At 48.1% G+C, this 13,518-nt stretch carries 10 protein-coding genes; 2 read left to right on the forward strand and 8 right to left on the reverse strand.

Annotated elements, in window-relative coordinates:
• Positions 1–35 precede the first annotated feature (35 nt).
• From ACFQ2I_RS19390 to ACFQ2I_RS19420, 7 genes are all read right to left on the reverse strand, one after another.
• Positions 36–1,271, reverse strand: coding sequence for an alpha-L-fucosidase (locus ACFQ2I_RS19390; RefSeq protein ID WP_377567173.1), 1,236 nt, complete (start codon positions 1,269–1,271; stop codon positions 36–38).
• Positions 1,272–1,330: 59 nt separating this feature from the next.
• Entirely contained in the window at positions 1,331–2,908 is a 1,578-nt protein-coding gene (locus tag ACFQ2I_RS19395; protein WP_377567197.1) for a response regulator transcription factor, read from the reverse strand.
• Between the two features lie 11 nt (positions 2,909–2,919).
• Positions 2,920–4,662, reverse strand: coding sequence for a cache domain-containing sensor histidine kinase (locus ACFQ2I_RS19400; RefSeq protein ID WP_377567175.1), 1,743 nt, complete (start codon positions 4,660–4,662; stop codon positions 2,920–2,922).
• Between the two features lie 92 nt (positions 4,663–4,754).
• Positions 4,755–7,079, reverse strand: coding sequence for a glycoside hydrolase family 95 protein (locus ACFQ2I_RS19405; RefSeq protein WP_377567177.1), 2,325 nt, complete (start codon positions 7,077–7,079; stop codon positions 4,755–4,757).
• 93 nt (positions 7,080–7,172) lie between these two features.
• On the reverse strand, positions 7,173–8,573 hold the full coding sequence (locus ACFQ2I_RS19410) for an ABC transporter substrate-binding protein (protein ID WP_377567179.1): 1,401 nt from the start codon (positions 8,571–8,573) through the stop codon (positions 7,173–7,175).
• A gap of 142 nt (positions 8,574–8,715) precedes the next feature.
• Positions 8,716–9,552, reverse strand: a complete 837-nt coding sequence (locus tag ACFQ2I_RS19415) for a carbohydrate ABC transporter permease (protein ID WP_377567181.1) — start codon at positions 9,550–9,552, stop codon at positions 8,716–8,718.
• Positions 9,553–9,564: 12 nt separating this feature from the next.
• Entirely contained in the window at positions 9,565–10,467 is a 903-nt protein-coding gene (locus ACFQ2I_RS19420; RefSeq protein ID WP_377567199.1) for a carbohydrate ABC transporter permease, read from the reverse strand.
• Positions 10,468–10,785: 318 nt separating this feature from the next.
• On the opposite strand from ACFQ2I_RS19420, the gene ACFQ2I_RS19425 reads away from it, so the two are divergent.
• A complete protein-coding gene (locus tag ACFQ2I_RS19425; RefSeq protein ID WP_377567183.1) occupies positions 10,786–10,947 on the forward strand; it encodes a hypothetical protein in 162 nt (53 codons plus the stop codon).
• Positions 10,948–10,982: 35 nt separating this feature from the next.
• The gene (locus ACFQ2I_RS19430; RefSeq protein ID WP_377567185.1) at positions 10,983–11,636 is read left to right on the forward strand and encodes a metal-dependent hydrolase; all 654 of its coding nucleotides are present in this window, start codon (positions 10,983–10,985) and stop codon (positions 11,634–11,636) included.
• Positions 11,637–11,671: 35 nt separating this feature from the next.
• On the opposite strand, the gene pruA is transcribed toward ACFQ2I_RS19430, so the two are convergent.
• Positions 11,672–13,219, reverse strand: a complete 1,548-nt coding sequence (gene pruA / locus ACFQ2I_RS19435; RefSeq protein WP_377567187.1) for an L-glutamate gamma-semialdehyde dehydrogenase — start codon at positions 13,217–13,219, stop codon at positions 11,672–11,674.
• Positions 13,220–13,518 lie beyond the last annotated feature (299 nt).

The following is a 13,518-nucleotide window of genomic DNA, read 5'->3' on the forward strand; positions in this document are numbered from 1 at the left end:
ATGGCCATCTTGACGGGATACGCTAGGCGGTACGACTAACTGCAATATACAGCAAGCTGTCTTATGACAGGATTGGCGGCTGACTCCGTTATACGCAGACGAATAGCATCAACGGTTATAGGAGCTATACGATCAATCTTCTTATGTCCAATCGCAGAGCCTTGTGACAACACCTTCCATTCATTGCCACATCTTCCCTCCAGCACATATTGACGAATTCGCTCTCCATAACGGATATCCTCCATCGCTATAATATGATTAATGAATGTCTCTCCCTCAAGCTCCAGTATAACTTCAGCGCCTTCACCGTGCGTCTCGGCAATCGGGCTCGCGAATCTTCGGCGTACTTCCTCACCGAAGGCAAGTACACGCTCCACATCCGCCTCTGGCATCAGACCGCGATTATCGGGAGCCACATTCAGCAGCAGCGTAGCTCCATGGCCGATTGAACGGTAATAAATATCCATCAGCGATTCCAATGACAGAATGCGATCCTCTTCACCAGGGCGCCAGAACCAGCGGCCTTCCCGAATCGGCACATCGCATTCCGCAGGCACCCAGCGCGGCGTCTCCGGCAGCCATTGCAGCGACTGTTCGCTGAACATACTGATTCTGGCGGACTCCGCCGTATTCCAGCATGGATATGGCGCTAATCCGTCTTCATTGCCAACCCAACGAATGGTAGGAGCTCCCATGTTGAAGATCATCGACTCAGGCTGATGCTGCTTCACCATACTTATAATACTTGACCAGTCATATTCCCTGCCTTCCGAACCTGCACCATCGAACCACAATTCCACTAACGGGCCGTAGCCCGTCACAAGCTCCTCTAATTGCTGCAAGTAAAATTGGTCGTAAGCGGACTTATTAGAGTAACATGGCTCATGACGATCCCAAGGCGAGAGATAAAGGCCAAAACCAATTCCTTCTTCCCTGCATGCTTCCGCACATTCGCGCACTACGTCACCGTTGCCATTCTTCCAAGGGCTGGAGGCAACAGAATAATCCGTTGTCGCTGTCGGCCACAGACAGAAACCATCATGATGCTTGGCGGTCAGAACAAAGTAACGAAATCCCGCCAGCTTGGCAGTCCGCACCCATTGACGGGCATCCAGCTCAGTCGGGTTGAAGCGTTCCGGGGAATCCGTTCCTTCCCCCCATTCTTGACCGCAGAATGTGTTCATGCCGAAGTGGCAGAACATGCCCAGCTCATAATCTTGCCAACGCAATTGTTGCTCCGTAGGAACAGGCAAACTTACCAATTGTCTCATCCTTGCTTCCTGCCTCTCTATGTCTCTATAACTGTACGGCTTATTAATCAGTCTGCCATCTACTTGATCTTCTCGCGCAGCTCGGTAGGCGTCAAGCCGGTATATTTCTTGAATACCTTAGAGAAGTAGCTTCTCTCGTAATACCCCAGCTTCGCAGCAACATGCTCTACCTTCTCATCACTGTTGCGAAGCATTTGCTCTGCAACCCCCACCTTATAGCGATGCATGTAGTCCGTAATATTCATGCCGGTCAAACGTTTGAAATACCTGGAGAAGTAACTGGGATTGAAGCCTAGAAAGTGGGCGATATCAATGGAGCTAATATTGTCTGACAAATGGCTCGTAATATAATGATCGATCGCTTGCAATTTCGGCTCAGAGTGCTTTGATTGCTGCGGCTTCTTGCTTTGTTCCATCAGCTCGCTCAGTCTCCATCTTAACAAGCCGATCAATTCATCGTTGCTCATCGCCGCATCCAATGACAGATAGAACATCTCGTCTTTCGCCCGGACAGACAGCTTCACCTCCAGCGTACGTATCAGCTCCGTACAGAGTGCAATCCATTCCAGAGGCTGGACGAACTTCTCCGAAGCTTCCCTTCTCATCTCCTCAAGCAGCTTCATGACCGCCCCTTCGGCCCCTTCCAATACGGCACCCTCCACTTTTTTCGCATATGCCTTCAGGCTGCCAGGTACAGGATATAGCAAGCAATGACGGTCCCATCTCCACAGCAACAAGTCCGTGTTCTCATAAAACAGCTGCCATCGTTCCCACTGCCATCTTCTATTCGCAACAGCTATGCCGCCAAGCGTAAGCTCAGACATACAACAGACGAAGTTGATCTGAATCTTCAGAAAGGATTCTACATGACGCTGCACTTCCTCCATATACCGCTGTATATCTTGCTGCGGCGTGCCCGTTGCCGTATTGCGATAATTCATCAATACCATCAAATATCCATTATGCCGAAATACGCTGATTCCTTCATGCCGCTCAGAAATTTCAGACGCGATGTTGTACACCGAATAACGGAGCAGTTCAATATCCTTTTGTGTATAACGTCCATAAAGACTGGATTGCTGTATATGCCCAATGCCCATCTTGAACGAAGGGTATCGCCACTTCACCCCCAGACGACGAGCATATTGAACGGCAGCCTGTTCGTCTCCGCCGCTTTCAGTCAATTGCTTGAAAAAAGAGGTCTTGAGCACGTCTAAATTGCGAACGAAATCTTCCTGATACGAATTTCTCGCTTCCTGGACGGCATTCTGCTGCAACGCTTTCATAGACTTGAGCAGCGCCTCCTCCAGCTGCGATGCAAAGAGCTTGTCCTTCAGCAAATATTCATCTGCATTCATGTTCATCGCTTGCTTCAAATATTCGAATTCTTCATGGCAAGTCAGAAATATAATTCGGACATCCGGCTTCATCCGTTTAAATTGATCTGCGAGCTGAAGCCCGTTAATCTGTGGCATCCCAATATCCGTGATGACGATATCGGGCTGTTCCTGCTTGAATAAGTCCAATGCTTTGACACTGGAGTATGTCTGCAACAACGCACTTATTCCAAGATCATCCCACTGCATCAATCCACTCAAATACTTCAGCATCAACGCATCGTCATCGATTAGCAGCACTTTATACAAGCTTACCACTCCTTATCCGTTACCGAATGGATGACCGGGAAGCCTAACTTAACCGTTATGCCGGCATCCGCATTCGCCACAATATGCATACCAGCTTCAGCACCATACAGCAACTTCATTCGCTTCAAAATATTATTCAATCCGATGTGGTCAGGATCCATCCTGTCCGGTAGCTCAGCTTCAAGCAGCTTCCGATTCATGACCGCAAGCTCAAGCTCCGTCATGCCGGCTCCGTTATCCGACACCGCAATCTCAAGATTTCCGTTGCGAATACAAGCATGCAGCGTAATGATAGGGTTAATCTCCCGTTCCACGAAGCCGTGTACAATCGCATTCTCCACAACCGGCTGCAGCAGCAATTTCGGAATTTGACAACGCCCCGCTTCTTCGCTGTAATCCGCTTGCCACTGAATCGACATATCACTGCGCATCTCCATGAGGCTGACGTAATGGGAAAGTATCTCGCATTCTTCACGCAACAAGGACGGTTCCTCCAGCTTCAAATAATTGCGAAGCAACGTCATAAGCGAATTGACTTTCTCGCTGTGAGCGATATCCTTATTCATGATCAAACTAATCTTTATCGCATTAAGCGTGTTGAGCAGGAAATGGGGCCTTATCTGATTCGCAAGCGTATGAAGCTCCATCCTTCGCTTCTCATCCTGCTCGGCTCTTATATCCGAGATCAGTTCTTCGATCTGATCCAACATGTCATTAATCGTACGCCCCAGCTCATTCATCTCGTCATTGCCCGTCACCACAAAACGCATAGATCGATTGCCGCCCCCGAATTGAGAGGCTATGCGTTGCAGCTTATAAATCGGCTTATGCAGAGTTTTGGCAACAAGCATGGACAACAACAAGAACAGAATCATCGAAATGGCGATAATAATACCGCTCACATAGAAAGTCTTATTTAACTGGCCAACTACATCTTGCTTTGGCGTCTCGAATACAAGCGTCCAATTGACGATCGGTATGACCGCGCTGTCACGTATTGCAGCAGGATCAGCGCCTTGCGGTGTAAGCACAACATCATCAGAACCGGCAAACAGCATCCCTTCGCTGTCAAACAAGGCAAACTTGCCCCTTTCTACTGGTTCGAACAGCTCCGTAAAATATTTCTCCGAAATACCGATATTCAATACCGCCAGCAAGCGACCGGAACTGGGATTCGTAATGATCCTGGAGCCGTAGAAATATTTCTCCGAACTCCCTTCAGTGGATACTGCTCCCAACCATTGAAAGTGATGTCCTAATGTCGTGAACGACTCCTTGGCTCTAATTTCCGACCAGTGCTTCTCTAATCGAGCCATATCATTCGCCATTCCGAAGAAACCCGGCGTAGATATAATCAAATCTTGCTCATTCGCGACAAATAGATGGATATGATTTAGCGTCGCTTCGAACGACACAAGCGTCAACAGACTTTCAATGCCGTTGTAAGTCGTATAATCCTGATAACTATTAATGCTGCCCAAGGATGCGTAATGCTTGTAGTAAGGCTTTAACAGATCATTCTCCGTGAACAGAAGAGATGCATAGGACAAGTCGTTAATCGTCTCCGTAATTTCCTTTTCCATTAACTGCAGAATGCTTTTGTTCGTCAATTCGATATTATCCATATTGGAGTTTTTATTCAGCACATAGGATATAATCGACACTGTTATAATGGGCAGCAGGATCAGCATAATGAAAGATAGTTGAATTTTACGATAATAAGTGCTCTTGAACATTCCTCTCATATCAATCACCTGCCATATTCACCATTATAGTAAGCTCTCCGCCCGATAGATAGAAAGATTTTTAGACTTAGGGGTAAAATTTTGACTTTCCATCACTCGTACAACGAATCATTGTCAAAATCGGCCAAGCCCAATCGGTAGCTCTGTCCGCCAACCATTCGCAACAGCAGAGCTTTATGTCCTGAATTCTGCTCATCGGCGCCACTCGCACGACGGTTGAGCGGTGTATGTCTTATGATGCACTCTCTGTCCGAACTGGCATGAATAACGGCCCAGTCCAGCTTCCCATCCTTCCACGCGATATCCACCACACAGCCTCCTCTGGCACGCAGTCCAGTTACCTTGCCCGTACGCCAGACTGCCGGCAGAGCAGGCAATAAGCTAATTTCCTCTCTGTGCGATTGCAGCAGCATCTCCGCAATCGCCGACGTACCTCCGAAATTCGCATCAATCTGGAACGGGGGGTGATCGCCTAACAGATTAGGGTGCACGGAATGATCCAGCAGCGCCTTCAAATGCTCGAATGCCATATCCGCTACTTTCAATCTGGACCAGAAGTGGATAATCCAAGCCCGACTCCATCCAGTATGGCCGCCACCGTGGGCTAAACGACGTTCCAATGAGATTCTCGCGGCATGCGCAAGCTCATCATTATGGTTAGGCGCTATCTGCTCTCCGGGATATAAGGCGAACAGATGAGAGATGTGGCGATGACCGGGTTCCATCTCTTCATAATCCTCCGCCCATTCCATAAGGCCCCCGTACTTCCCAATACGCGGCTCAGGTAATTTCTCAAGCGCTTCCCGCAGTCGTTGACCAAACTCCTCATCTATCTGAAGCATGCTGATCGCATCAATACTAGCTTGGAATAAGGCATATGCAATCTGAGAATCCATAGAGGGACCGATACATAAACGGCCAACCTGCCCTCCAGGCAGCCTGTAACTGTTCTCAGGTGATACGGAGGGCGCTGTCACCAACCGTTCTGACTTGTCTTCGACGAGTATATCCAGTACAAATTCTGCAGCTTCCTTCAAGATCGGGTAAGCCCGTTCCCTCAAGAACGCTTCATTCATGCTAAAGCGATAATGCTCCCATGCATGCAAAGCCATCCAGGCTCCGCCCATTGGCCAAATAATTGCAGGCATGTACAGTCCGACAATATCGGTATCCGCCCACAGATTAGTTGCGTGATGGGCCACGAACCCTCTCGCCCCGTAGACTTCCCGCGCTGTCTCTCTGCCGTTCTCCCGCATTCGATCCAATAGATCGAATACCGGCTCGTGGCACTCTGCCAGATTGCAAGATTCCGCAGGCCAATAGTTCATCTGGAGATTAATATTCAGATGATAATCGCTCTCCCATGGCGGTGTGTAGCTCTCATTCCATACCCCCTGCAGATTAGCAGGCAATGTTCCCGGTCGTGAGCTAGAAATTAGAAGATAGCGGCCATATTGGAAGAACAATGCCATCATACCATTATCGCTATATCCTTCCTGCAGACGAGCTAATCTTTCATCGGCTGGATATGCTGAAGGAAGCCTATTCTGATCGTTGCGCTCGCACTCTTCTAACTCAAGACTCACTCGGCCGTACAGACTCCTGTAATCTTGAACGTGATCGTTTCGAATAGCCGAATACTCTTTTGCCGTAGCTACTTCAAGTCTTCTTAAGCATTCTTCATACGGATCCTTGAATCGGAAAGTCGTAGCAGCAGTTACGTAGAATGTGACGTTGTCCGCTGCTTCAATAGACAAAAAATCACCTGACGCAAACACACTTCCTCCAGTGGCTACAGCTTTGACAGTTGTACAGTAATGAACGCCGTCCGGTCCGCATTGCCCCGTCATGAATACCGTATCAGAGCCCTCTCTGCTTATCTGTCCATCGAAGGGCCGTCGCCCTAGATGTGCGCTTAAGCTTATTCCACCGGGCACATCTGCGTTCAATCTCAACACAATAACATGATCTACATAACTGGCGAACGCTTCCCGTTCAAAACGAATGCCCGAGACATCATACTTCAGTTTAACGATCCCTTCCTGGAGATCAAGCTCACGCCTATATGATTGCGCTTCTCCAGACACACCGTGGAAAAATAATTTTAAATCCCCTAGTGATTGGTATGGTCCGAAGTGCTTCGGAGCTGAGGTGAGCGTCATTCGTGCCAGTCGTTCAGCTTCATTAAGTTTGCCTTGAAAGAGAAGCTCGCGGATTTCCTTCATACGCTTGCCCGAATCTACATTTCTGCGTTTCATGGGCCCTCCATACCAGATCGAGTCCTCATTCAATTGTATTCGTTCCTCCATAATGCCCCCGAATACCATAGCGCCGAGCATGCCCGAGCCGATAGGCAATGCCTCTTCCCACTTTGACGCCGGTTGTCTGTACCACAGCTTCTCATTCAACTGGTTCATATCCCTCACCTCAACTATTTATTAAACAAAAATACGTTCCTAAGAGGGTTAGACCTGCTTGGAACGCATTTTTGCCATGCATATTTTTTTCAATTATTTTGTGTTTTCTTCGATTACTTTCGTTGCTTCCTCTACCATCCATTTTTGAATCTCGTCAACAGACTCATCACCCAACATGAACTTACTGAAACCGTCAGCTTGAATTTTGCCCAACTGCGAACCGAAAGTAGTCAGAACCTTCGAAGCATCCAGATAGGCAATGTCATCTCCAAACAAAGTGTTTTTCAGAGAATCCAGATCATACATCTCTTTGTTATCACCTGTCAGGCGATCAAGAATAGGATTCGGATCGGCTTTCTTCCAGCCAGAGAATTCCGTTCTGTGATCTGATTCAACCGTAGTCAGGAAGCGCATCAGTTTGAAGGACGCATCTTTATGCTTGGAGGTAGCTCCCATCGTCAGATGTCCCCCGCCGACGAAGTATTTCCCGCCTTCGTAATCTTTAGGCTGCGCGTTTGCCGGTGGCAGCGGAACCGGTGCAAATGCGGTGACGAAATCATGCGGATACTGCTCTTGATTGCCTGGATCTGGTATCATCCAGCTGCCCGTCAAAATCATAGCGGCTTCTTCATTGAAAAATTCTGTACGGTAATTTAGTTTTGCTGCCAGCACATCTGCATAAGTTTTTGCCGACTTGTCAATTGTCTCCATATCCTTGCGGAGTTGGAAGAAATATTTGAACGTTGGATCAGAGTAGTTTGTTGTTCCGTCTTCATAACGGAACGGGTCTCTCATAACCGTCTGCGCGGGAGGATTCATATACAACTCCCACGTATGGAAGTAGCTTCCATAACGTTTGTCCACACCTTCGCCTTTGGTCAGCTTTTTCGCATATTCGCGATAGTCATCCCAGGTCCATCCATAAGTTGGTACGGGAAGACCCGCTTCATCCAACGCATCTTTATTCAACAGAACAAGTTGATAACCTGTCGTAAATTGCATCCCATAATATTGGTCATCGATTTTGGGATTAACCAGATATTCGTCTTCCGGTACAAGACCGTCCTTCTCGTAAAACGCATTCAACGGCTCCAAAGCACCTCTTGCCGCTCTTTCCACTACAGCGCCAAGACTTGGAACGCTGATCACGTCGATCGCTTCGCCGGAGGAAATCAGGAAGTCTAACTTCTTCAACATCTCTACAGAGTTACCCGGAACAAGCACTACATGCTCTACTTTAATGTTTGGATTTTCTTGTTCGAACTCATCCAGCAAGGCACGAGTACTGTCTGCAGTTGCCTCATTATCCCAATTGTAATACTTTATCGTGACTTGCTCATCTGAGCGTTCTTCTTCTTTTTGAGAACCACCTTGCGCCTCAGATCCATTGTTGTTCTGTTTGTTGTCTGCTGAATTACCGCACCCGCTTAATACCATGACAAACGTCAGTATAACTGCGAGTAACAGCATCATATTTTTTTTCTTCACTTGCATTTTGTTTCCCCCTTGTAATCATAGTTGTAATCGTTTTCTGTTACCTATTATAGGCTGTTGCAGGAATCTCAAAGAGTATTATTTTTAGGTCCATCGTGTAAATATTTGACTTCTTCTATCTTCTCTGTCCTAAAAAATGAAATTAACCTTTCACGCCGCCTAGGGCGATCCCATTGATCACCTGTTTCTGCAGAATAACAAAAACAATTAATAGCGGGATAATGGCAGACAACGATGCCATCATCATAATCGCATAATTGTTCGTGTAATCATCCCGGAACAGCGACATGCCTAGCGGTATCGTATACAAATCCTTGTCCAACAGGAAAATAAGCGGATTCTGATAGTCGTTCCAGGTCCAAATAAATTTGATAATGGCGACGGTTGCCAGAACCGGCTTACACAATGGAAGCATGATTGACCAAAAGATTCGGAAATATCCCGCTCCGTCGATCTTGGCAGCCTCGATGAAATCATTGCTTACGCTCATCATGAATTGGCGCAGCAAAAACGTAAAATAAATGGAGAACATGTCCATCAGGATGAGCGCCGCATGCGTATTGTACAAGCCCATCCATCTGATGAGCATGAATCGCGGAATCAACGTCGCTTGCGCCGGAATAATCATGTACGAAATCAATGCAAAAAATACCATGTCACGCCCCCGGAACCGCAGCTTAGTAAATGCGTAGGCCGCCATTGACGAAATGATAACTGTAATAAGCGTGACACTTAAAGCGATCTTGATAGAGTTGAAATAAAATAAATAAAACGGCACTTTGCCCATCCAGACCGTTTTGAAATTATACACGACATTAATCGTTTCAGGTATCCATTGAATCGGAAACCGCATGACGTCTTTCTCAAACTTGAATGCCGACGACAACATCCAAATAAATGGCACCAGGAAGAAGATAGATAGTCCTCCCATAATGATGGTTACGATAACTTTCGACATGTTTTTTTTCAATACTAACATCTATTCTCCCCCTTACACCGTGTCATCTTTTCTCATTTTCCAGGTTGCCGCCGTAATAAGGCCGATAATGGCAAACAACAACCAGGAAATCGCAGAAGCGTATCCCATATTGTAGTCGCGGAAGCCTTCTTCATAAATTCGGAATACCAGTACGGTAGAGGAATTATGTGGTCCTCCCTCCGTAAGAAAGGCAATGATGTCGAACACTTTGAATGAACCGATAAGCATCGTGATGAACAAGAAAAAAGTCGTCGGACGAAGCATTGGTGTCGTAATCTTCATAAACTTCTGCATAGAAGTGGCGCCGTCAATCTCAGCAGCTTCGTAAAGCTCTTCCGATATATTCGTCAACCCCGCCAAATAAATGATAATCGTGTAGCCGATTCCCGCCCAAATACTAATAATGGCGATGGAAAGGAGCGATGTCTTGGGATCTACAAGCCAACGCGGCGGATTGTCTATGCCTATATCCATTAAAAATTGGTTGATAGGTCCTAATGACGGATGAAGAAGTGCGCTCCATACGGCTGCTATAGCAATAATGGAGGAAATGTACGGCATGAAGAAGACTACTTTGAAGTAATCTTTAAAGTACACTTTGGAATGAATAATAACCGCCAGCACCAATGCGATAGCAATGGATACAGGCACAGTCAGCAGAGTGAAAAGCAGATTGTTCATCAAAGCTTTGACGATCGCTTCGTCTTGAAACAGCTTGATATAATTATCAAGACCAGAAAACTTGATTCCTGACAGACCGGACAATAGATCCCAGGAGGAGAAACTCAAATATAATGAGAATAACAACGCGAATACATTCAGCAGCAGCATGCCTACTACTTCGGGTAAAAGAAACAACCAACCGATCAGTGCTTCCTTACGACCTGGCGACCAGAACTTCTTTGGTCCGGGCATCGTTACTTGCTTATTTGCAGCTCTTGGTGCGCTCACCTGAAAATCACCTCATTCAATATTTATATCAGCAGTACACCCATCATAATGGTTTTGTCCATACGTTGAAGGAGGGATTATGACTTCCTGCGGGTAATATTTTTACTTTTCGCATGAAAAGAATTGGGTTCAGCGTTACATTTCATCGTACATTCATATCCAACATTGACCTAAAGCGTCTCTTTCAAAAAGCAGAGCAGTAGCATAATATAGAGAGATAGGTCAGCTTTCTGGTATGACTTTATACATTCAGATAGAATTTATGACATGGGAGGAATGTCCGTGTTTACCTTGAATGAAAAGCTATATTTGCTTCAGATGCTGAAGAAGAGCAAGCGCAGATCGTTCTGGAGCCTGAAGAAAAGAGACACTATGCATGCACAGCTGGTAGAGAAGCTGGAGCAAATGGTACGAAACGAAAAGGTGAACAAAGAGCACTTGTAACATCAAGAGCAATAAACGGATTGGCAGGTGTAAGCATGCGAGGAAAAACACATTTGGCTATTGGAGCGGCAATCGGAGGCGTTGCCTCCGTTTATTATACGTCTGGAAATATGGCATGGGGCGAAAGCGTCTATTATATTGCCGTTGCGGCATTCTCTGCGTTGAGCGCCGATCTGGATGGCCCCAGCATGCTGACAAGCAGAATAACGAAGCTAAGTCGACATATCCGGACATGGGTGTTATGGATCAGCATCATTTATTTGGCCATTATTGGTTACTTGTACTTGACGGCTCAGCCCGTATCGATGACGATGACGGGGCTCGCCTTCGCCGGCTTGCTGATCGGACTCGTCATGAAGCAAGGAGTCCTTCGTAATACGATGGTTAGCCTGGTGGGGGGGTATTTGATCTACCAGGGTCTAATTGCCGACCGTACCTGGCTGATGGGACTAGGCGCATTCATCGTATGGGCGCCATGGCTGAAGCATCGCGGCATGACCCATACGGTGTGGGTTCTGCCGATCTGGGGATGGCTTGGCTGGGGAATGGAGCAGGATCTGGGCATGGAAGGGCTGGGGATGACCGCTCTTCTGGGATACATGTCTCATCTTGCAGCGGATACCCTCACGCCAAGCGGCGTGAAGTGGTTGTATCCGCTATATAAGAAGCCGTTCAGACTCCGCATGTAGTCCCTTCGACTACTCGAAAACTCAATGTTCTCGAATCAGAATCTCTCCGATATAACCTTCGGCTGTAGGAACAAAAGCAGATAGTCGCGCCCTCCCGCCTTGGAATCCGTGCCGGACATATGGAAGCCTCCGAAGGGATGGGCGCCGACGAGCGCTCCCGTGCATTTGCGATTGAAGTACAGATTGCCGACATGGAATTCTGTCCGGGCTTGCTCCAATCTGTTCCGATTGCGAGAGATGACGGCGCCGGTCAGGCCGTATTCCGTATTGTTCGCAATATCCAGCGCCGCATCGAAGTTATCGGCACGGATGAAGGCGAGCACAGGACCGAATATCTCCTCTTGCGCAATGCATGCAGAGGGAGCGACATCCTTGAATATCGTCGGTTCGATGAAATAACCGCTACTGTCCCCTTTGCCTCCCCCGTGGATTAAGACCCCCTCGGTACGACCCTTCTCGATATAGCTCAAAATATTGCGATAGGCGCGTTCATCGATGACAGGTCCCATCGCTGAGGATTGCTCCATCGCTTTGCCCATCTTTAATGATTTCACACGCTCCACGACTCGCTCCACGATATCTTCATAGACGGCTGCATGGATAACCGCTTTAGAGCACGCGGAGCATTTCTGACCGGAATAGCCGAAGGCGGACGAAGTAATCGCTTCGGCAGCCGCATCCAATTCCGCGTCCTCATCCACGATAATTGTATTTTTGCCCCCCATCTCCGCGATGACTCTTCTTAGCCATTTGCCATCCTGCTGTCTGGCGGCCGCCTTCTCATGAATGCGCAGCCCTACCTCCTTGGAGCCGGTGAATCCGATGAACCGGGTCATAGGATGCTCCACAAGGAAGTCACCGATCTCGCTGCCTGCTCCGGGCAGGTAGTTGACCACTCCATCCGGCAGCCCGGCTTCCTCCAGCAGTTCCATGAACTTTGCCGCCACTACGGGAGCGGCGCTTGCCGGCTTCAGCACGACGGTATTGCCCGCGACGACCGAAGCCATCGTCATGCCCGCCATTATGGCCAGCGGAAAGTTCCAAGGCGGTATAATGACGCCTACGCCCAGAGGTAAGTAAATTAGCTCGTTATGCTCTCCTGACAGCGGCACTAGCGGCTGACACTCTGACAGTTTCTCCATTTCCCTGCCGTAGAACTCCATGAAATCTATCGCTTCCGCCGTATCCGCATCCGCTTCCGCCCAATTTTTACCTGCTTCATAGACGAGCCACGCCGAGAACTCGTGTCTGCGGCGCCTAAGAATAGCTGCCGCCTTGTACAGCACCCTTGCTCTGGCGGCTGGCGGCACTCGCTTCCACTTCTCATATGCCGCCGCCGCCGCAAGCATGGCCTGATGAGCAAGCTCCGTATCTGCTTGCGCTACGATGCCGACCGTCTGCGCGATATGGGAAGGATTCAGCGACTTCGCCTTTGCACTCGTATCCAGCCAGTCCGGGCCAATCTTCAGTCGGTACGTTCGGCCAAGCTGTGATTCCACGCTCATCAGGGCCGCCTGGAAGTCGGCGATATTGTCGCTACGCGTAAAGTCGGTAAACGGTTCATTCCGGAACGGTTCTCGCATATGCACTCCCCCTTCTGATAAAACAACCCCTATTGAAATTTATGCTCACACCTTGCTTATCATGTAACTAATTCCCCCTGTTCTCCTTATTCCACCTCCCAACGTCAGTCGGCTGTGTACCGCGATGATCCCAAAGCTCTGTCTCTCATGGTACGACACTAGTGTCGCTCGCTGCTTCGTACCGCACATCAACACCAATCGGGTAGGAGGCTACCCATTATTTGAGTAGCCGACCTCCCACACCACCGTACGTACCGTTCGGTATACGGCGGTTCCTAAGTTTACGTCAATACAGTCTT

The sequence above is a fragment of the Paenibacillus chungangensis genome, from assembly GCF_042675905.1.
GTDB lineage: Bacteria > Bacillota > Bacilli > Paenibacillales > Paenibacillaceae > Pristimantibacillus > Pristimantibacillus chungangensis.

Excerpts from the sequence above, each read along its gene's own strand:
- ACFQ2I_RS19430 (WP_377567185.1), top strand. The coding sequence starts at position 10,983 with ATGCGAGGAAAAACACATTTGGCTATTGGAGCGGCAATCGGAGGCGTT.
- ACFQ2I_RS19420 (WP_377567199.1), bottom strand. The coding sequence starts at position 10,467 with ATGCCCGGACCAAAGAAGTTCTGGTCGCCAGGTCGTAAGGAAGCACTG.
- ACFQ2I_RS19415 (WP_377567181.1), bottom strand. The coding sequence starts at position 9,552 with ATGTTAGTATTGAAAAAAAACATGTCGAAAGTTATCGTAACCATCATT.
- pruA (WP_377567187.1), bottom strand. The coding sequence starts at position 13,219 with ATGCGAGAACCGTTCCGGAATGAACCGTTTACCGACTTTACGCGTAGC.
- ACFQ2I_RS19410 (WP_377567179.1), bottom strand. The coding sequence starts at position 8,573 with ATGCAAGTGAAGAAAAAAAATATGATGCTGTTACTCGCAGTTATACTG.
- ACFQ2I_RS19405 (WP_377567177.1), bottom strand. The coding sequence starts at position 7,079 with ATGAACCAGTTGAATGAGAAGCTGTGGTACAGACAACCGGCGTCAAAG.
- ACFQ2I_RS19390 (WP_377567173.1), bottom strand. The coding sequence starts at position 1,271 with ATGAGACAATTGGTAAGTTTGCCTGTTCCTACGGAGCAACAATTGCGT.
- ACFQ2I_RS19400 (WP_377567175.1), bottom strand. The coding sequence starts at position 4,662 with ATGAGAGGAATGTTCAAGAGCACTTATTATCGTAAAATTCAACTATCT.